At 63.7% G+C, this 19,649-nt stretch carries 19 protein-coding genes; 9 read left to right on the top strand and 10 right to left on the bottom strand.

Annotation, left to right across the window (positions count from 1 at the left end):
* Positions 1 to 87: 87 nt before the first annotated feature.
* The 3 genes from OO306_RS25665 to OO306_RS25655 are packed head-to-tail and all read right to left on the bottom strand — an operon-like array spanning position 88 to position 1,763.
* A complete protein-coding gene (locus OO306_RS25665) occupies positions 88 to 678 on the bottom strand; it encodes an LON peptidase substrate-binding domain-containing protein (protein ID WP_085272340.1) in 591 nt (196 codons plus the stop codon).
* A gap of 9 nt (positions 679 to 687) precedes the next feature.
* Positions 688 to 1,404, bottom strand: coding sequence for an LrgB family protein (locus OO306_RS25660; protein ID WP_027592602.1), 717 nt, complete (start codon positions 1,402 to 1,404; stop codon positions 688 to 690).
* On the bottom strand, positions 1,401 to 1,763 hold the full coding sequence (locus OO306_RS25655; RefSeq protein ID WP_099455399.1) for a CidA/LrgA family protein: 363 nt from the start codon (positions 1,761 to 1,763) through the stop codon (positions 1,401 to 1,403). The genes OO306_RS25660 and OO306_RS25655 overlap by 4 nt, the downstream gene beginning before the upstream one ends.
* Before the next feature lie 143 nt (positions 1,764 to 1,906).
* Between OO306_RS25655 and OO306_RS25650 the strand changes: the two genes are divergently transcribed.
* The 9 genes from OO306_RS25650 to OO306_RS25610 all read left to right on the top strand — a co-directional run bounded on the left by OO306_RS25650 (position 1,907) and on the right by OO306_RS25610 (position 12,999).
* Complete coding sequence (locus tag OO306_RS25650) at positions 1,907 to 2,362, top strand: MaoC family dehydratase (protein ID WP_027592600.1); 456 nt, start codon at positions 1,907 to 1,909, stop codon at positions 2,360 to 2,362.
* Positions 2,363 to 2,496: 134 nt separating this feature from the next.
* Positions 2,497 to 3,375 (top strand): 50S ribosomal protein L11 methyltransferase, encoded by an 879-nt coding sequence (gene prmA, locus OO306_RS25645; RefSeq protein ID WP_265970207.1) that lies wholly within the window; start codon positions 2,497 to 2,499, stop codon positions 3,373 to 3,375.
* 39 nt (positions 3,376 to 3,414) lie between these two features.
* The gene (locus tag OO306_RS25640; protein ID WP_265970206.1) at positions 3,415 to 4,818 is read left to right on the top strand and encodes a DUF3426 domain-containing protein; all 1,404 of its coding nucleotides are present in this window, start codon (positions 3,415 to 3,417) and stop codon (positions 4,816 to 4,818) included.
* A gap of 174 nt (positions 4,819 to 4,992) precedes the next feature.
* On the top strand, positions 4,993 to 6,006 hold the full coding sequence (dusB, locus tag OO306_RS25635) for a tRNA dihydrouridine synthase DusB (RefSeq protein ID WP_265970205.1): 1,014 nt from the start codon (positions 4,993 to 4,995) through the stop codon (positions 6,004 to 6,006).
* Positions 6,003 to 6,323: a DNA-binding transcriptional regulator Fis gene (gene fis / locus OO306_RS25630; protein ID WP_012274390.1), complete on the top strand. Its 321-nt coding sequence runs from the start codon at positions 6,003 to 6,005 to the stop codon at positions 6,321 to 6,323. The genes dusB and fis overlap by 4 nt, the downstream gene beginning before the upstream one ends.
* 80 nt (positions 6,324 to 6,403) lie before the next feature.
* The gene (gene purH / locus OO306_RS25625; RefSeq protein ID WP_085272339.1) at positions 6,404 to 8,011 is read left to right on the top strand and encodes a bifunctional phosphoribosylaminoimidazolecarboxamide formyltransferase/IMP cyclohydrolase; all 1,608 of its coding nucleotides are present in this window, start codon (positions 6,404 to 6,406) and stop codon (positions 8,009 to 8,011) included.
* A gap of 135 nt (positions 8,012 to 8,146) precedes the next feature.
* The gene (gene purD / locus OO306_RS25620) at positions 8,147 to 9,442 is read left to right on the top strand and encodes a phosphoribosylamine--glycine ligase (RefSeq protein WP_186677431.1); all 1,296 of its coding nucleotides are present in this window, start codon (positions 8,147 to 8,149) and stop codon (positions 9,440 to 9,442) included.
* Between the two features lie 135 nt (positions 9,443 to 9,577).
* Positions 9,578 to 12,349, top strand: coding sequence for a hybrid sensor histidine kinase/response regulator (locus OO306_RS25615; protein WP_085272337.1), 2,772 nt, complete (start codon positions 9,578 to 9,580; stop codon positions 12,347 to 12,349).
* Between the two features lie 53 nt (positions 12,350 to 12,402).
* Positions 12,403 to 12,999, top strand: a complete 597-nt coding sequence (locus OO306_RS25610) for a MarC family protein (protein WP_099455402.1) — start codon at positions 12,403 to 12,405, stop codon at positions 12,997 to 12,999.
* Here OO306_RS25610 and OO306_RS25605 read toward each other — a convergent pair.
* From OO306_RS25605 to cobG, 7 genes are all read right to left on the bottom strand, one after another.
* Positions 12,996 to 13,619, bottom strand: coding sequence for a hypothetical protein (locus OO306_RS25605; RefSeq protein WP_027592592.1), 624 nt, complete (start codon positions 13,617 to 13,619; stop codon positions 12,996 to 12,998). The genes OO306_RS25610 and OO306_RS25605 overlap by 4 nt on opposite strands.
* On the bottom strand, positions 13,606 to 14,286 hold the full coding sequence (locus OO306_RS25600; RefSeq protein ID WP_265970204.1) for a hypothetical protein: 681 nt from the start codon (positions 14,284 to 14,286) through the stop codon (positions 13,606 to 13,608). The genes OO306_RS25605 and OO306_RS25600 overlap by 14 nt, the downstream gene beginning before the upstream one ends.
* Before the next feature lie 62 nt (positions 14,287 to 14,348).
* Positions 14,349 to 15,029 carry a hypothetical protein gene (locus OO306_RS25595; RefSeq protein ID WP_265970203.1) on the bottom strand — a complete coding sequence of 227 codons (681 nt, stop codon included), beginning with the start codon at positions 15,027 to 15,029 and terminating at the stop codon, positions 14,349 to 14,351.
* A 101-nt stretch (positions 15,030 to 15,130) separates the two neighbouring features.
* The gene (gene cobJ / locus OO306_RS25590) at positions 15,131 to 16,813 is read right to left on the bottom strand and encodes a precorrin-3B C(17)-methyltransferase (RefSeq protein ID WP_265970208.1); all 1,683 of its coding nucleotides are present in this window, start codon (positions 16,811 to 16,813) and stop codon (positions 15,131 to 15,133) included.
* A 2-nt stretch (positions 16,814 to 16,815) separates the two neighbouring features.
* Positions 16,816 to 17,550 (bottom strand): precorrin-2 C(20)-methyltransferase, encoded by a 735-nt coding sequence (locus OO306_RS25585; protein WP_027592588.1) that lies wholly within the window; start codon positions 17,548 to 17,550, stop codon positions 16,816 to 16,818.
* Positions 17,547 to 18,173 carry a precorrin-8X methylmutase gene (locus OO306_RS25580; RefSeq protein ID WP_027592587.1) on the bottom strand — a complete coding sequence of 209 codons (627 nt, stop codon included), beginning with the start codon at positions 18,171 to 18,173 and terminating at the stop codon, positions 17,547 to 17,549. Before OO306_RS25580 ends, OO306_RS25585 begins: the two co-directional genes overlap by 4 nt.
* Positions 18,166 to 19,497, bottom strand: coding sequence for a precorrin-3B synthase (cobG, locus tag OO306_RS25575; protein WP_323055837.1), 1,332 nt, complete (start codon positions 19,495 to 19,497; stop codon positions 18,166 to 18,168). The genes OO306_RS25580 and cobG overlap by 8 nt, the downstream gene beginning before the upstream one ends.
* Between the last annotated feature and the right edge of the window lie 152 nt (positions 19,498 to 19,649).

Genomic DNA, 19,649 nt, shown 5'->3' with positions numbered 1-19,649 from the left:
CCCGCTCCCACAGGCAGCCTGCAATGCACCACACCTGTGGGAGCGGGCTTGCCCCGCGAAGAGGCCACAACAAGCCACAGTGATCAGTCAGGCAAACAGCTCACCCTGAATCCGCTCCAACAGCCTTTGAATCTCCTCCAGCCGCAACTGCGGCGAGTCGATGCTCAGCAGGTCCAGCTTGTCCTCTTCCATGAACGGCAGCAGATACGCCAGCTGATTGGCCAACGCCTGCCGCCCATCCACCGGCCGCGGCATGTCCAGCGCCTCGACCATCGGGTGCTCACCCAGGGCAACCAGCAACGCCAGCAGGTCGTCGTCCGCCTCGCCCAGCTGGCTATCAGGAAGCTCCGGCAACCACTGCACCTGCCCGACCAGTAACTGGTCCTTCTGCACCTCGGTCTGCTCCAGGTTGAAACGCCGCACCCCTTCGACACGGATACCCAGCAAGCCGTTATCCTGCTGCACGAAGTCGCGGATCATCGCCTCGCAACCGATCGAAGCAACCGTCGGTGGCGCTTTGCCAACCTGCTCCCCTTCCAGGATGCACACCACCCCAAAGCCCTCGCCCTGCTTCATGCAGCGGCCAATCATGTCCAGGTAGCGCGCCTCGAAAATCTGCAAATCGAGGAAGCACCCCGGAAACAGCACGGTATTGAGGGGAAACAGCGGTAGCGTCATCACAACTCCTCAAGCCACCAGGCTGACCGCCAGCGGTAGGAACACCGCCGTGGCCACCCCCATCAGGCTCATCGCCAGCGCGGCGAAAGCGCCGCATTCATCACTTTCCTGCAGGGCCACCGAAGTGCCCACCGCATGCGCGGTCACGCCCAGCGACATGCCGCGTGCCTCAGGGCTGTGCACACCAAGGCGGGTCAACAGCGCCGGGCCGAAGATCGCGCCGATGACCCCAGTGATCAGCACGAACACCGCGGCCAATGCCGCCACACCACCAATCTGCTCGGCCACCAGCATGGCGATCGGCGACGTCACCGACTTCGGCGCCATGGTCATCAGGATCATGTGTTCGGCGCCGAACCACCAGCCCAGCAGCAGGCAACAGACCGTGGCGAACAGGCCTCCGATTACCAGCGTAGTAAATGTCGGCCAGAACAGTTGGCGAATACGCCGCAGGTTGAGGTAGAGCGGCACGGCCAGGGCCACGGTGGCGGGCCCCAGGAGCGTGTTCATGATCTCGGTGCGCTGGCGGTACTCGCTGTAGTCGATGCCGCACACCAGCAGCACGCCGATCACCAGTAGCATCGACACCAGTACCGGCTGCAGGAAGATCCAGCGGGTCTTCTCATAGCCCGCAAGCACAACCTGATAGGCCCCCAGGGTAATGCCGATGCCAAACAAGGGATGGTGGATGACCGCGTCGAGCGCGCCTTGCCAGTCGAGCATCATGGCTGCTCCTCGCGCTTGCCTTGGCGGTGGATGAGCTTCTGCATCAACACGCCGACGAACACCAGGGTCAGCAGGCACGAAATGAACAGTGCACCGGCAATCGCCCAGAAGTCGGCGGCGATGTCCTTGGCATACACCATTACCCCCACCGCCGGCGGCACCAGCAGCAGTGGCAGGTAGCGCAGCAAGCTGCTGGCGGCTTCATTGAGCGGCTTGCCGACCTCCCCCCTGGCCATCAGGAAGCACAGCAGCAGCAACAGACCGATGATCGGCCCCGGCAAAAACGGCACAAACAGGTGATTGATCGCCGTACCCAGCAGTTGAAACAACACCAGCCAGGTCAAACCACGCAACAGCATAAGCACCTCCCTCGGGCATGGCGGCCATTATAAGCACGCTAAGGGTATAAGCCGATAATCGCCGAAAAACGCGCAACTTGACTGAAACGGTGGGGCGTGCTGATCTTGCACCTTCGTACCAACTCACAACCTGGAGAGTCGCGATGCCCTATGTACCGGTTACAGAGCTTTCGCAGTACGTTGGCAAGGAACTGGGCCGTTCTGCCTGGCTGAAAATCGACCAGCAGCGCATCAACCTGTTTGCCGAAGCCACAGGCGATTTTCAGTTCATCCATGTCGACCCGGAGAAGGCGGCGAAAACACCGTTTGGCTGCACGATCGCCCATGGTTTCCTGACGTTGTCGCTGATCCCCACGCTAATGGAGGACATCCTGGTCCTGCCGCAAGGGTTGAAGATGGTCGTGAACTACGGGCTGGACAGCGTGCGGTTCATTCAACCGGTCAAGGTCGACAGCCAGGTGCGGCTGAAGATCGATCTCGCCGAAGTGCTTGAGAAAAAACCCGGCCAGTGGCTGCTGAAGGCAATCGCCACGCTGGAAATCGAAGGGGAAGAGAAGCCTGCTTATATAGCCGAGTCCCTGTCGCTCTGTTTTGTCTGAGTGATCGCCGGGGCGCTGTGCGCCCCATTCGCGACAGGCCCCCGATACAATCCACAAACCCCGCGCACTCGCGTAAACTGCGAGCCTTCGCGCAGCCTCGGGCTGCCCCTGTCGATTTACCAAAGGTGCCCGCCATGCCCTGGCTGCAAGTACGCCTGGCCATCAGCCCGGAACAAGCCGAAACCTACGAAGACGCCCTGCTTGAAGTCGGCGCCGTCTCGGTCACGTTCGTGGACGCAGAAGATCAGCCGATCTTCGAACCCGACCTCAACACCACTCCGCTGTGGTCGCACACTCACCTGCTGGCCCTGTTCGAGGTTGATGCCGAGCCCGAGCAGGTGTTCGCCCACGTCCGCCTGCTGACCGGCGCCGAACTGCCCGAGCACCAGGCTGAAGTGATCGAAGACCAGGACTGGGAGCGCAGCTGGATGGACAACTTCCAGCCCATGCGCTTCGGCCGTCGCCTGTGGATCGTGCCAAGCTGGCACGAAGCGCCGGACAAGGACGCAGTAAACCTGCTGCTCGACCCAGGCTTGGCGTTCGGCACCGGTACCCACCCGACCACCGCCCTGTGCCTGGAATGGCTCGACGGCCAGCAACTCGAAGGCACCCAGGTGCTGGACTTTGGCTGCGGCTCGGGGATTCTGGCCATCGCCGCCCTGCTGCTGGGCGCGCGCGAAGCGGTCGGTACCGACATCGACGTGCAGGCCATTGAAGCCTCGCGCGACAATGCCCAGCGCAACGGCATCGCCGACGAGAAGCTGGCGCTGTACCTGCCCGAGCACATGCCGGCCATGCAGGCCGACGTACTGGTCGCCAACATCCTGGCCGGCCCGCTGGTCTCGCTGGCGCCACAGCTGTCTGGCCTGGTCCGCCCTGGTGGCCTGCTGGCACTGTCGGGCATCCTTGCCGAACAAGGCGATGAAGTGGCTGCCGCCTACGCCGCCGACTTCGAGCTGGACCCGATCGCCGTACGCGATGGTTGGGTGCGCATCAGTGGTCGCCGCCGTTAAGCGCGCTAGAATAACTTTTGTACAACCCCGGATCGCCGCATGACCGACAGTTTCGTCACCCAGTGCCCGCATTGCCAGACCAGCTTTCGCGTCACCCATCACCAGTTGAGTGTGGCGCGCGGCGTGGTGCGGTGCGGCCATTGCCTGCAGGTGTTCAACGCCGCAAAGCAACTGCTGGAGCAGAACCGCGCCGGTGATGCCAGCGTGCCTGTGGAACCTAGGGTGCCCGTGGCGCCAGTGGTATCCGCAGCACCTGCCGAGCCGATTGCCGAGCCTGCGGTCACGCCCGATCCCCCCGCCAGCGAACGCCCAGCGCCCCCTGAGGACGACTGGGCGCTCACGGCCCAGGCCCTGGATGAACTGGACCTGGACCAAGAGCTGGCCCGCCTTGAACGTCGTGGCGAGCCTGCCGCCGCTCGCCCGCCCAGCGCGGACAACGGTTTGCAGGCCCGCCGCGAAGAACATCAGCCAGACGCTCATACCGATGAGCTGTTTGGCAACGCCACCGACGACCGCTTCGAGCCTGAACAGGCGCCTGAACCTGCACCCACGCTACTGACACAGCACGCGCTGGAGCAGGAAGCGTTCGAGCAAGAGTCACTGGACCTGGAGCCCGCCCCGGGTGATCGCACCGAGCCGACCCTGGGCGGCCACCTGGACCTGGACATCGACGACGAGCCCCCCGTACGGCGCGACATCGAGGCCGACGAGCACCATGCGTTCGTCAGCGAGCACTTCGCTGCCAGCCACGACCCTGCCCCGGAAAAGGGCCTCAGCGCGCGCGACGATGACGAACTGGACCTGCACCTGTCGGCCCACGACGACGACCCTGTAGAGCCGTTGCCCGGTGAACGCCTGGAGCCTGGCCTGTCCAGCAAGCCCGAGCGTGCGCCGCGTAAGGAACCGCTGGTCGACGTGGTCGACGACCCGCTGCAACTGGGCTGGGAAAAGCCCCAGCCCAACTGGGGCAAGCGCTTGCTGTGGGGCTTCCTGACGCTGCTGGCTGCAGGCCTGCTGGCGTTCCAGTACGTGTGGTTCCATTTCGATGAAATGGCCCGCCAGGACCAGTACCGGCCGATCTTCCAGCAGGTATGCCCGCTGTTCGGCTGCGAAGTGCCGACCCGCGTCGACATCGCCCGCATCAAGAGCAGCAACCTGGTGGTGCGCAGCCACCCTGACTTCAAGGGTGCGCTGATCGTCGATGCGATCATCTACAACCGCGCCCCCTTCGCCCAGCCGTTCCCGCTGCTCGAGCTGCGTTTCGCCGACCTCAATGGCCAACTGATCGCCAGCCGGCGCTTCAAGCCCAGCGAGTACCTCTCTGGCGAACTGGCCGGGCGCGGCGAGATGCCCAGCCAGACCCCGATCCACATCGCCCTGGACATCCTCGACCCAGGCCCCAAGGCCGTGAACTACAGCCTGAGCTTCCGCTCGCCGGAGTAATCGGCTGATCCTGGGGGCACTTTGTGCCCCCAGCCTCGCCTACCCACACCAAAAGTCATAAGCCGACAACTGTTCAGATTTTATCCAAATCCATCTTTATCCGGTCACCGAGAGCGGGTATCATGCCCACCCTTTTTCGAACTCCAAGATTCGGCCCCACAACAGGGATCACCTATGTCGGCGGTACGCATCGGCCCATACACACTGCGAAACAACCTGATCCTCGCCCCCATGGCCGGGGTCACGGACCAGCCTTTCCGAACACTTTGCAAGCGCCTGGGCGCAGGCATGGTGGTGTCGGAGATGGTGTCCAGCGACATGAGCCTGTGGAACAGCCGCAAGTCGAGCCTGCGCCGCATTCACGAAGGCGATCCCGAGCCGCGCTCGGTGCAGATCGCCGGCGGGGATGCCCAGATGATGGCAGCGGCGGCAAAGGCCAACGTCGAAGCGGGCGCCCAGATCATCGACATCAACATGGGCTGCCCGGCAAAAAAAGTCTGCAACAAAGCTGCAGGCTCTGCTTTATTGAGAGATGAAGCCTTGGTCAGCGAGATTCTCCACGCCGTGGTAGGCGCCGTGGACGTCCCGGTGACGCTGAAGATCCGCACGGGGTGGGATCGGGCGAACAAGAACGGCCTGAATGTGGCGAAGATCGCTGAACAGGCCGGCATCCAGGCGCTAGCGGTGCATGGCCGCACACGCGCCGACCTGTACACAGGCGAAGCCGAATACGACACCATCGCTGCCATCAAGCAGGCGGTGTCTATCCCGGTATTTGCCAACGGCGATATCACCTCGCCAGAAAAGGCCCGGGCGGTACTGGACACCACCGGGGTCGATGGCCTGTTGATCGGCCGCGCTGCCCAAGGGCGGCCCTGGATCTTTCGCGAGATCGAGCATTACCTGCGGACCGGCGAACAGTTGCCGGCCCCGCAGCTGGACGAAGTGGAACGCATCCTGCTAGAGCACCTGGCCGCGCTGCATGCCTTCTATGGCGATGTGATGGGCGTACGTATCGCCCGCAAGCACGTTGGCTGGTACCTGGCAACACGACCCGGCGGCAAGGAGTTTCGCTCCCGGTTCAATGCTTTGGAAGACACACAAGCGCAGTGCGCCAACGTTCGCGCGTTTTTCAGTGAACGTCGACAGAGCCTTGAGACAGAGGACGGACAAGGGGTGGCCGCATGACGATGATGACCGAGACATTTGTGAGTGGAACAACGCCCGTGAGCGACAACGCCAACCTGAAACAGCACCTCAACACGCCGAGCGAAGAGGGCCAGACCCTTCGCGACAGCGTCGAGAAGGCGCTGCACAACTACTTCGCCCACCTGGAAGGCGCGACCGTCACGGACGTGTACAACCTGGTGCTCTCCGAAGTCGAGGCGCCCCTGCTTGAAAGCGTGATGAACTACGTGAAGGGCAACCAGACCAAGGCCAGCGAGATGCTCGGGCTCAACCGAGGCACCCTGCGCAAGAAGCTCAAGCAGTACGACTTGTTGTAAGCCAGAATCCCAATCAGAAAAGGCGGCTCCCTGAACAGAGGCGCCTTTTTTGCTGACTCCACCGCGTTATGGAATCCGAAATGACCGACCAGACTACCCGCCTGCCGATCCGCCGCGCCCTGATCAGCGTCTCCGACAAGACCGGTATCCTCGAATTCGCCCGTGAGCTGCAGCAGCTCGGTGTCGAGATCCTGTCCACTGGCGGCACCTACAAGCTGCTCAAGGATAACGGCGTGAACGCGGTGGAAGTGGCCGACTACACCGGCTTCGCCGAAATGATGGATGGCCGGGTCAAGACCCTGCACCCGAAAATCCACGGTGGCATTCTGGGCCGTCGCGGCATCGACGACGCCATCATGAACGAGCACGGCATCAAGCCGATCGACCTGGTCGCCGTCAACCTGTACCCCTTCGAAGCCACCATCTCCAAGCCAGGCTGTGACCTGCCGACCGCCATCGAGAACATCGACATCGGTGGCCCGACCATGGTCCGCTCCGCTGCCAAAAACCACAAAGATGTTGCCATCGTGGTCAATGCCAGCGACTACGCCAGCGTCCTCGACGGCCTGAAAGCCGGCGGCCTGACCTACGCCCAGCGCTTCGACCTGATGCTCAAGGCGTTCGAACACACCGCCGCCTACGACGGCATGATCGCCAACTACATGGGCACCATCGACCAGGCCAAGGACACTCTGAGCACTGAAGCACGCAGCGAATTCCCGCGCACCTTCAACAGCCAGTTCGTCAAAGCCCAGGAAATGCGCTACGGCGAGAACCCGCACCAGAGCGCGGCGTTCTACGTCGAAGCCAAGAAGGGTGAAGCCAGCATCTCCACCGCCATCCAGCTGCAAGGCAAGGAGCTGTCGTTCAACAACGTGGCCGACACCGACGCCGCGCTGGAGTGCGTGAAGAGCTTCGTCAAGCCTGCCTGCGTCATCGTCAAGCACGCCAACCCGTGCGGCGTGGCCGTGGTACCGGAAGACGAAGGCGGCATCCGCAAGGCCTACGACCTGGCCTACGCCACCGACACCGAGTCGGCCTTCGGCGGCATCATCGCCTTCAACCGCGAGCTCGATGGCGAAACCGCCAAGGCCATCGTCGAGCGCCAGTTCGTCGAAGTGATCATCGCCCCGAAAATCTCCCAGGCCGCCCGCGACGTGGTCGCCGCCAAGCAGAACGTTCGCCTGCTGGAGTGCGGCGAATGGCCAGCTGAGCGTGCAGCCGGCTGGGACTTCAAGCGCGTCAACGGTGGGTTGCTGGTGCAGAGCCGCGATATCGGCATGATCACCGCCGATGACCTGAAAATCGTCACCAAGCGTGCCCCGACCGAGCAAGAAATCCACGACCTGGTGTTTGCCTGGAAAGTGGCCAAGTTCGTCAAGTCCAACGCCATCGTCTACGCCAAGCAGCGCCAGACCATCGGCGTCGGCGCCGGCCAGATGAGCCGCGTCAACTCCGCTCGCATTGCTGCAATCAAGGCCGAGCATGCTGGCCTGCAGGTTCAAGGTGCGGTCATGGCGTCGGATGCGTTCTTCCCGTTCCGTGACGGCATCGACAATGCGGCTAAAGTGGGTATCAGCGCCGTGATTCAGCCAGGTGGTTCGATGCGTGATGCCGAAGTCATCGCCGCAGCCGACGAAGCCGGCATCGCGATGGTGTTCACTGGCATGCGCCACTTCCGCCACTAATCAAGATGGCCGGCCGTACCTCGGCCCCTGTGGGAGCGGGTTCACCCGCGAATGCGATGCTGGGCTTACCGCCGCATTCGCGGGTGAACCCGCTCCCACAGCGGGCGAAGTACGCCGCCAAACAGAGGTTTTGACATGAAAGTTTTGATCATCGGCAGCGGCGGCCGTGAGCACGCCCTGGCCTGGAAAGTCGCCCAAGACCCACGCGTCGAGAAAGTTTTCGTTGCCCCGGGCAACGCCGGCACCGCCACTGAAGCCAAGTGCGAAAACGTCGCCATCGACGTCAACGCCCTGGAGCAACTGGCCGACTTCGCCGAACAGAACGTGCAACTGACCATCGTCGGCCCTGAAGCGCCGCTGGTTGCAGGTGTCGTCGACCTGTTCCGCAGCCGTAACCTGGACTGCTTCGGCCCCACCAAAGGCGCCGCACAGCTCGAAGGCTCCAAGGCCTTCACCAAGGATTTCCTGGCGCGTCACAAGATCCCGACCGCCGACTACCAGAACTTCACCGAAATCGAGCCAGCCCTGGCCTACCTGCAGGAAAAGGGTGCGCCGATCGTGATCAAGGCCGACGGCCTGGCGGCGGGCAAAGGCGTGATCGTCGCCATGACCCTGCAGGAAGCCGAAGACGCCGTGCGTGACATGCTGGCCGGCAACGCCTTTGGCGATGCGGGTTCGCGTGTAGTCATCGAAGAGTTCCTGGACGGCGAAGAAGCCAGCTTCATCGTCATGGTCGACGGCCACAACGTGCTGCCAATGGCCACCAGCCAGGACCACAAGCGCGTCGGCGACGCCGACACCGGCCCGAACACCGGTGGCATGGGCGCCTACTCGCCTGCCCCAGTCGTGACCGCCGACGTGCACCAGCGCGTGATGGACCAAGTCATCTGGCCGACCGTGCGCGGCATGGCCGAGGAAGGCAACGTCTACACCGGCTTCCTTTATGCCGGCCTGATGATCGACAAGGCGGGCAACCCCAAGGTCATCGAGTTCAACTGCCGCTTCGGCGACCCGGAAACCCAACCGGTCATGCTGCGCCTGGAGTCGAGCCTGGTGCTGCTGATCGAAGCCGCCTTCGCCAAGGCCCTGGACAAGGTTGAAGCCCAGTGGGACCCACGGCCGAGCCTGGGCGTCGTGCTGGCTGCCGGTGGCTACCCGGGCGACTACGCCAAGGGTGACGCGATCAGCGGCCTGGACGCTGCCGCCAAGCTCGAAGGCAAGGTGTTCCATGCCGGTACCACCCTGAAAGACGGCCAAGTGGTTACCGCCGGCGGCCGTGTGCTCTGCGCCACCGCCCTGGGCCAAACCGTCGAAGCCGCTCAGCAGCAGGCCTACCGCCTGGCAGAGCAGGTCAAGTGGGACGGCAGCTTCTACCGTACCGACATCGGCTACCGGGCCATTGCCCGCGAGCGCGGTGAACACCAGCAGTAACCTTTACCGAAGCGCCGTGACGCCTTGTGCCCACGGCCTTCGGCTCGTCGACAGGGCCCTTTCTGGGCCTTGCCTTCGACTTGGCGCGCCGCGCATAGTTAGTATCCGGCACATCGGCTAAGAAGGGATTTCGTAGTGCGTCGGCTTCGGATTGCCACAGCTCTGATCGTCAGCTTGCTGACCCTGCTCTGCCTGCTCCCGGCCTCGGCCGAAGAAGGCGGAGGCTGGTCTGTTCTGCTCGACGAACAGGCCAACCTGCAATTAAGCGACGTGCGCTCCGATCGCTACCGCAACCAGTTCAGCCCGCTGCTGCTCAGCGACCTGGATGCCGCCCCTGCCGAACAAGCCCTGTGGCTGCACTATCGCCTGGAACCTGGCGATCAGGAGCAACTGCTACGGGTGTTTGCCCCAGACCTTTCAGGCCTGGACCTCTACGCCCTCGAGGGCGACAAATTACTGCGTCAGCTGCACCACGGGCGCCAGGCCGGCAATGCCAGCCCGACCCTGCGCGGCAGCGACCATGTGCTGCCATTGCCCAACAGCCGGCAGCCGCTGGACATCTACCTGCGCCTGGTGTCCGAACACCAGTTGCGCCCAGCCATCAGCCTTGAGCCTGCGGCCGTTGCCGCTTCCGACCAGACCCAACCGCTGCTGTTCGGCATGCTGTTCGGCGGCCTGGTGATGCTGATCCTGCACAACCTGATCCGCTTCCTCTATGGCCGCTCCACCACCACGTTGATTTTGGCGCTCTACCACGGCCTGATGCTGCTCAGCGGGTTGATCCTGCTCAACCTCAGCGGCCCCTGGTGGCACGTGTGGCACAGTGCGCAAACGCCAGCGGCCTACCTCACCCTGGTCCTTGCAGGCCTGGCTGGCCTGTATTTCACCCTGCATTTCTTCTCGCCATGCCATTCGCCGCGGCTCAACCGCCTGTTGCAGGGGGAGATGCTGGTGGCTGCGGTCAGCGGCCTGGTGCTGCTGTTCGTCGACACCTTGCCACTCAACCTGATGACCTATGCCCTGCTGGCCCTTGGCAGCGTCAGCATGCTGCTGGTCAGCGCCTATCACTGGTACAAGGGCTACGCACCCGCACGCCTGTTCACCCTTGCCATGGGGGTCTACAACCTTGGCGGCCTGGTGCTGTTGCCGGCGCTTCTGGGCCTGACCCGCACGTCGACGCCGTGGCTGCTGTGCGTGCTCATGGGCTTGACCGTTATCTGCGGCCTGCTGCTTAACCTGGCCGTCAGCGAACGCCTGCGACGCATGAGCGAAGAGCGCTTCAGCGCCAGCCGCGCCCTGGCCGCCAGCGATGCCGAAATCAACGCCAAGGCCGAGTTCCTGGCCAAGATCAGCCACGAAATCCGCACGCCCATGAACGGCGTGCTCGGCATGACCGAGCTGCTGCTCGGCACGCCGCTGTCGGTCAAGCAGCGCGACTACGTGCAGACCATCCACAGCGCCGGCAACGAGCTGCTGACGCTGATCAACGAGATTCTCGACATCTCGAAGCTTGAGTCCCGGCAGATCGAACTGGACGATGTGCAGTTCGACCTCAATGCATTGATCGAGGACTGCCTGAACATCTTCCGGGCCAAGGCCGAACAGCAGAACATCGAGCTGATCAGCTTCACCCAGCCTCAAGTGCCTCGCGTGATCAGTGGGGACCCAACGCGCCTGCGCCAAGCACTGTCGAGCCTGCTGGAAAATGCCCTGAAAAACACCGACCAGGGGGAGATCCTGCTGGTGGTGGCACTCGACCAACGTGGCGAAGCGCCGCGCTTGCGCATTGCCGTGCAGGACAGCGGCGAACCGTTGCCCGCCGCCGAGCGCGAAGCCTTGTTGCAAGCCGAGCTGCACAGCCATCACTTCCTCTCCAGCAACAAGCTCGGCGGCCACCTCGGGTTAGTCATCGCCAAGCAGTTGATCGGCCTGATGCAGGGTGAATTCGGCATCAAGAGCAGCAGCGGCATGGGCAACACCCTGTGGCTGACCCTGCCGCTGGACCCTTCGCGCCTGGAACAACCGCCCGCCGACCTCGATGGCCCATTGCGCGACGCGCGGGTACTGGTAGTGGACGACAACGACACCTGCCGCAAGGTGCTGGTGCAGCAGTGCAGCGCCTGGGGCATGAATGTCAGCGCGGTGCCTTCCGGCAAAGAAGCGCTGGCATTGCTGCGCACCAAGGCGCACCTGCGCGACTACTTCGATGCCGTGCTGTTGGACCAGAACATGCCCGGCATGACCGGCATGCAACTGGCGGCCAAGATCAAGGAAGACCCTAGCCTTAACCACGACATCCTGGTGGTAATGCTCACGGGCATCAGCAACGCGCCGAGCAAGGTCATCGCACGCAATGCCGGGGTCAAGCGGATACTCGCCAAACCGGTGGCAGGCTATACGCTGAAGACCACACTGGCCGAAGAGCTGGCCCAACGTGGCCGTGAGCAAGCGGTGCCGGCCACCCCTCCCGGTGTGCCGCAAGCACTGGACCTGCCCCGCGACTTCCGTGTGCTGGTCGCCGAGGACAACAGCATCTCGACCAAAGTGATCCGCGGCATGCTCGGCAAGCTCAACCTCGAGCCAGATACGGCATGCAATGGTGAAGAAGCGTTGCAAGCCATGAAGGCGCAGCGCTATGACCTGGTACTGATGGATTGCGAAATGCCCGTGCTGGATGGCTTCTCGGCCACCCAGCAACTGCGCGCATGGGAAGCCGCGCACCAGCGCCCACGTACGCCCGTGGTGGCGCTGACCGCGCACATCCTTGCCGAGCACAAGGAGCGCGCCAAGTTGGCGGGCATGGATGGGCACATGGCCAAGCCGGTGGAGCTGTCGCAATTGCGCGAGCTGATCCAATATTGGGCGAATCACCGGGAAGCCAAGACGGATCCGGCGCCTATCCCGTAAGCAATGCCGACGATGCATCGACAGGCACCCACCGCAGCCGAGGATCCCAACCCATGCTCCATGAGTTGTTCAGTGTCTACCTGAAGATGCTCGTGCTCTACAGCCCGTTCTTCGTGCTGTCGTGCTTCATCAGCCTGACCCGCGGCCATTCCAGCAAGGAGCGCAAGCAACTGGCCTGGAAGGTTGCCTTCGCCGCCCTGGTCGCCAGCGTGCTGTTGTACTTGTTCGGCCGGGCGATCTTCGGCATTTTCGGCATCACCGCCGACGCCTTCCGCATCGGTGCCGGCAGCGTGCTGTTCATCTCGGCGTTGGGCATGGCGCAGGGCAAACCGGCGGTGCAGGCCGACAACGTTCAGCAGGACGTGACCATCGTGCCATTGACCATCCCCCTGACCGTCGGCCCCGGCACCATCGGTGCCCTGTTGGTGATGGGCGTGGGCCAGCCGCATTGGGATGACAAGTTGCTGGCCATCGCCAGTATCGCGCTGGCCAGCTTCACCGTGGGCCTGGTGCTGTACCTCTCGCACGGCATCGAGCGGATTCTCGGCGACCAAGGCCTGCAGATCGTCAGCCGTTTGATGGGGCTGTTTGTCTGTGCCCTGGCGGCGCAGATCATCTTTACCGGGATCAAGGGTTACCTGGTGCCCTAGATCGCCATCTCATGGATCTCCTTCAGCGCGATTTTCACCAGGGCACGCTCCACTGCACTACGGCGCTCCTGGTCGAACAGGCGCGTATTGAATCGCACCAACTCTGCGGTCACGCGCGTGTCGCGGCGTTCACGAAATAGAAACCCAGTGGTGAACGCCACGCTGTTGCCGGCCTCGTGATAGACCACGATGTCCACGTAATTGCCACTGACTGGCGCACAGGACAACAGTTGAAACTGCGCCCGGTCCTTGCTGCGCGATTCAAAATGCAGCAGGGGCTTGCCGTTCTTCTTCAGTACTTCAAAAGCCAGCGCCATGTTGCTGGAATGATGAACACCCGCTACGGCATCGATCCTTCTCAACGCCTGGTCGACGATCTTCGGCCGTTGGGGATCCGGCCAGTGCACTTCTTCGGCCGACTTCGCGTCCCACCCCAAGTACATCAACTTTTTGCGGTAGTACTGATACTGGTCCTGGGCACTTTCTCCGGCCATGTCTTGCAAGGTCGTGCTTTCAGCCCACAGCGAAGCAAGCTTCACGGCTTTGCGCTGTTCAAGGCTGACACCAGGAATGAAGGCAACCAGGCTGGCGCCGACAACGGTGGCTTCATGTGTTTGCATGGCTATCCTCCAGCCTGAGCACGCCCAAATGTCTGATTCGTCCTGCGTACTGCTTGCGTTCGAGCAGCGCGTGCAGGCCTTGGCGATCAGCTTCCGTCAGCTGTTCGCCCAAGGTTGCAAGGGTGGTACGCAGGTCGGCTTTATCGCTGGGTGGCGGTGATAACACGGTACAAGGGCGGATCTGTGCTGCGGGCAGCGTGCTCTTGAACGCCATCGCGCACAGGTCCAGGGAAGCGTCGGGCAGCATCACCCCCAACTCATAAACCGCATGGGTTGCCTGGTCCTGTTCGAGCAAGGTGAAAGGCCGCAGGTACTGCTGCACGTCATCCCTCGAGAGTGTGGCAATCGCCGCCTGCACGTAACCGGACAGGCTGGGATGACGGGCCTGCAAATCATCTGTGAGTCGTTGAGCCAGCAAGGTATTGCCTTTCAAGGGCTGATAATCACTGCGACTGCTAGGGATGATCCACCCACGTGCCTCAAGGGCTGTGCGGTAGCCGCTGTACCAGCGCGTGAAATTGGCGAAGCGTGATCCATTCAATTTGTCCGAGCGCAACTGTGCGAACAGCAGCGAGTCCAGCGCATATTGCCACGACGGGGATGCCGTTTCGGCCATCAACAAGGCTGTACCGCCAACGAGCCACAAGGAATAGCCTTCCTTACTCATCGAAATACCTCGACTTTCAAACATTGAAAGAAGAGCGGGGCCTGAAAAGCCCCGCTCCCGTGTCAGATGTCGAATTCGCTGGCGGCTTGGACGGCCTTGTCGATCAACTTCTGCTCGATCGATGCACGAACCGCGTCGGTGTACACCACTTCGTTGAGGCTGAGCACGGCCGAACCGCAATACCGGTCCTTGCTCGAACTTTTCCATTCGAACACCGTGGTATTCAGATCGTTTTCGCCCGGCGAGGCACTGAATGCGTTGACCAGCATGAACAGTTCGCCTTCCGGCGTTTCGATGCAGGCCCCAAGGCCCGTTGTCGCCACCGGATGCCCTTTGACATTCAGCTGGTAGATCTTCTGCGCTTCCTCGATATTGCCCAGCGCGCTGATGGCATCACCCGCCAGCTTGGCCATGGCCTCACCGACTGGCCCACCAAGCAATGCTTTACCAGCGGCGCTAGCGACTTTGAAGGCAATCGGCCCCAGGGTCAGCGACTGGCTTTGGTCATAGTCGCGTTCGTAGGAACGTTTACCGACCACCCAACCCAAAGTACGCATCACTTCCAGGAACTTGTTGAACCAGGCCTCGGATTCGCCATCGCGATCATGCAGCTTGGACGCCACGCGAGAGGCAAACTGGAAGGTGGTCTTGGCATCACGCCGGCTTTGCGCCGACATGCCAGCGCTGAGCGCCAGAAGCGATTGTTCGACAACGGCAATGCTGTTAGTGCTTACATCGGTCATGAGCAGAATCCTTGAAGGCCCCCCGACGGGTATCGTCGAGGGGCCTTCACCCTATGCTGCAAACAACCCGGATACAGGCATGAACGGGTTCCCTCGGCGCCTCACCCGGCGGTCGGGTACCAACGCGGCGTGTACACCCACTGGGTGCCATCGGCCTTGGCAAACTGACAGGTCGTGGAAGAACCCAGCAAGACCATGGTGCGCATGTCGACCATTTCTGGCACCAGTTCGGCCAGGGAGACCACCTTCAGTGTCTGCCCTGGCCTACCGATGTCGCGGCCAAGGACTACAGGTGTGTTCCCATCGCGGTGCTGTCGCACGATCTCCAGCGCACGCCCCAGCTGCCAAGGCCGCGAGCGGGAAATCGGGTTGTAGAACGCCAGAACCAGGTCGGCCTGGGCCGCCAGGTCCAGGCGATGCTCGATGACCGACCACGGTTTGAGGTTGTCCGACAGCGACATCACGCAGAAGTCGTGCCCCAGTGGTGCACCCGCCTGGGCTGCGGTGGCCAGCGAAGCCGAAACACCCGGCAGGATCTCCAGATCAACCCGCTGCCAGGCCGGGTCGCTGGAGGCGTGCAGTGCTTCGAGCACGGCGGCGGCCATGGCGAAGACACCCGGATCACCCGACGACACCACCACCACCGAGCGCCCTTGTGCAGCAAGCTCGAAGGCATGGCGAGCACGCTGCATCTCTTCACGGTTGTCGGTGCAATGCTGCACTTGGTCTGCACGGAACGGCCCGGCCATGCGCACGTAGGTTTCGTAGCCGAGGATGTCCTGGGCGCGTGCCAGCTCTGCCTTGACCGCCGGCACCATCAACTCGGCAGCGCCAGGGCCGAGGCCGATCACCGCCAAGCGGCCACGGCGGCGGCCGATCCGCTCAGCATCCACCGGTGCCGAAGCCACTGCGATGACGGCGTTGGCCTGCTCGATCAACTGCGCGTCAGGCAGCGCCTGGGCCACCATGCCACGCAGGTCGCCAGGCTTGGCCGCGAAACGCAGCGCCACACCAAGCGCCTGCGCCGCCTCGTGCAAGGCGGCATCAGCCATGGCGTGCTCGCTCGCCAGCAGGCCGGCCAACGACTGCTCGGCAATGCCCGCTTCCTCTAGCGCTGCGCGAATGCCCTGCAGGTCTGCGGTATCGACGCCCACCACCACCGAACGCGGGTGGATCAGCAACTCGTCCCGGCTGCTCGCGCGTGCCTGATGGCCGACATGAATCGTGCGCCGGGCCGATTCGCTGGCAGGCAACTGCGCCTGATCCAGCCACGGCGCATCCCCTTCGACGCGTACCGTCTCGCCGGCCAACAGGTCGGAAACAAAGCGCTTGCCTTGCTCGATATCCGCCAGGGCATAGCCCTGTGGCGGGTTCAGCAGGCAGGTGCCGAAACGCAGCTCGCCACTGGTGGTGATCGCAGCCGCCACGCCCAGTGACTCGCCAATTTCGCGCGCCATCACGTTCACACCGCTCAGGCCACCGAGCAGCGGCACGACTGCGCTGCCATCCTCGGCCACCGCCAGTACGGGTGGCTCGACGCCTTTCTCGCTGAGCACGCTGGCCAAGCTGCGGATGACGATACCGGCGGCGCACAGGGCGATGATCGGGGTGTCCTGCTGATACAGCGCGCGCAGGGTGTCGCCAAACGAGGCGTACGTTTGATCGACGCCCTCGACACGGCCACTCAGGCCATGAATCACAGCCTGTGGATAACGCTGCTGGATACGCTGCGCCGTGGCCAGGCTGCCTGGCCCCAGGATGATGATTGCCGGTGCCTTGTGCATGCTCATCCCTGCCATTTTTCACCCGGCACGATGATCAGCGAGAAGTACGGCGACGACAGGGGGTCGACGTCCGCCAGCGGCACGATCTTCTGGTTGGCCATGGTCGCGCGCTCGACATACAGCGCACGCTCGTCCAGGCCCAGCTCGGCCAGCACGTCACGCACCTTGGGGAAGTTGCGGCCCAGCTTCATGATCACCGCCGCGTCGGCATCGGCCAGGCGCCGCTTGAGCTCCTCGGCCGGAAGCACGCCCGACAGCACTGACAGGCTCTGGTTGCGGTACACCAACGGCGCGCCGAGCACCGAAGCGCCCCCGAGCATCGAGCAGACGCCAGGAATCACTTCAGCCTCATAGCGCTGCGCCAGGCGGTCATGCAGGTACATGTAGGAGCCGTAGAAGAACGGGTCGCCCTCGCAGATCACCGCCACATCGCGGCCGGCGTCCAGGTGCTCGGCAACCTGCACGCTGGCTTCATCGTAGAAGTCGCTGATGACCTGTTCATAGGACAGCGGTGCCGGCAGGGCCTCGGTGGTGACCGGGTAGACCAGCGGCAGCAAGGTCTGCTCTGGCTGCAGGTGCGCCTCGATGATGCCGAACGCATTGCCGCGCTTGCCCTTGGCCACGAAGTAGCCAACCACCGGCGCCTCGCGCAACAGGCGCAGCGCCTTGACGGTGATCAGTTCAGGGTCGCCGGGGCCTACGCCCAGGCCAAGCAGACGTCCACGTGGCGCCATCATTCCACCTCCGTGGCAAGGGCGTTGACTGCGGCGGCGGCCATCGCGCTACCGCCCAGGCGGCCTTGCATGATCACGAACGGCACGCCACGGCTGTCGGCGGCGAGCATCGCCTTGGATTCGGCTGCACCGACGAAGCCGACCGGGAAGCCGAGGATCAGCGCAGGCTTGGGTGCGCCGGCGTCGATCATCTCCAGCAGGTAGAACAGCGCGGTCGGGGCGTTGCCGATCACCACCACGCTGCCTTCCAGGTACGGCCGCCACAGCTCCAGGGCCACGGCGGAACGGGTATTGCCGGCGTCTTTGGCCAGGCCAGGCACGCTCGGGTCGCGCAAGGTGCAGACCACTTTGTTGTCGGCGGGCAGGCGCGCGCGGGTGATGCCTTCGGCGACCATGTGCGCATCGCAGAGGATAGGTGCGCCCTTGGCCAGGGCTTCACGGCCGGCGCGGCCGGCCCCTTCGGAGAACTGCAGGCCGTCGATGGCTTCGACCATGCCGCAGGCATGGATCACGCGCACGGCGAGCTTTTCGAGGTCTGCGGGTATCCGCTCGAGTCGGGCTTCCTCACGGATGATCCGGAAGGAATTGCGATAGATCTCCTGACCATCGCGGATGTAGTCAATCATCAAGGTGCTCCGTCGGCAGGTCGAGCATGGCGCCTGCTTCGTTCAAGGTGAGGTCGATGGCACGCAGGGCGCCGAAGCCCGGCAGGCGCGCATCGCGCACATACAGGTCGTAACGGCCCGGTGAACGGGCCAGCAAGGTGGCCGGGGCAACATGGGCCACGGCGCAGGATCGGGGGCACCCGGACAGGTGCACGCTGCCCGGCACGCCAGGGCCCAGCAGCGCGGCCAAGGCCACGGCATCGGCCTTGGTTTCGCCCTGTGCCTTGGCGCAGCCACTGCTGCCGGTGCAGGCGCTGATGCGGGCCAGTGGCTCGTGGCTGTGGCACAGCAGGCCCAGCGTGGACAACTCGCCCTGGGCTTGCGTGATCTGGTCCGGGTCGAGATTGGTCAGCACCAGGCTTTGCCAAGGGCTCAGGCGCAGGCTGCCGTCACCCAGGTGCCGGGCGATGCGCGCGGCCCCCCGCAGCATCTCGGGGGTCAAGCGGCCCTGCGGCGGAGCAACGCCCAGGGCGAGACCGTGGGCTTGTGGCAACACACCCAGCCACTCGGGTTGGCGTGTCGGGCGACGCCATTCAAGCACGGCGGCATCGCGGCGGATGTCCAGGCCGAGCCCTTCGACGAACGCCGCGGGCGAACAGCATTCGAGCAACTGGCGCATGCGCGACTGGTCCACAGCGGCCAGGTCAAGGAAGCGCTCCAGCACCGCACGCACCAGGGCCAGGCCCTGCTCCACCGGCACCGCCCCGAGCACCTGGCCATCGGCGGGGCAGCCCGCCAGGCCAAACGCTAGCCACGTCCGCTGCTCGATAAACAGCGCCGAGAGCCACAGGTCATGCGGGTGCTCAAGCATCGCCAGGCCTTCGCCGGCGTCCAGGAGCACAGCGAACTTCGCCGACAACTGGTGAAACCGCGGTGTGCCTTCCAGCAGGTCGAGGATCTGCCCCGCCAGCGGCCGGGCATCCAGCAACATGGCTGGGTCATGCCCGGCCAGCGGGCTGAGCATCAGGTTGCGCACATCGTCACCGGCGGCTTCGCGCGGGCCCAGGCCTGCCGCGAGCAGCCTGGCGATCAGGCCTTGGTGGTCGCTGCCAATACCGCGAATCTGCAGGTTGCCGCGGTTGGTTGCCTCGATCACGCCACCGGCAAAGCGCTCGGCGGCCTCGGCCACGGCATCGGCCTGGTCGGCCAGCAGCAGGCCACCCGGCAGCTTGATGCGGCAAATGCCGCCATCACGGGCACTGACGATGCGCCACAACCCCGGGCAGGCCGAGGGGCGAGGTGAAACGTCGGGGGCGTGGGCCTGCTTCAAAGGGGTGTCCGGCAATCTGTGAAAGTGCGCTTGAGTGTAGAAGGCGCGGTATTATGCCTGCTTTGTCCGGCGGCATGAAAAGCCGGTGGTCGAGCTTATCGTTTACCCGGGGCCGCTTCGCGCCCCTTCGCGGGCAAGCCCGCTCCTACAGGGATCATGCTGTGCCT

The sequence above is a fragment of the Pseudomonas sp. DCB_AW genome (genome assembly GCF_026240895.1).
In the GTDB taxonomy this organism is placed as follows: domain Bacteria; phylum Pseudomonadota; class Gammaproteobacteria; order Pseudomonadales; family Pseudomonadaceae; genus Aquipseudomonas; species Aquipseudomonas kermanshahensis.
This window is presented reverse-complemented; position numbering and strand designations above follow the sequence as displayed.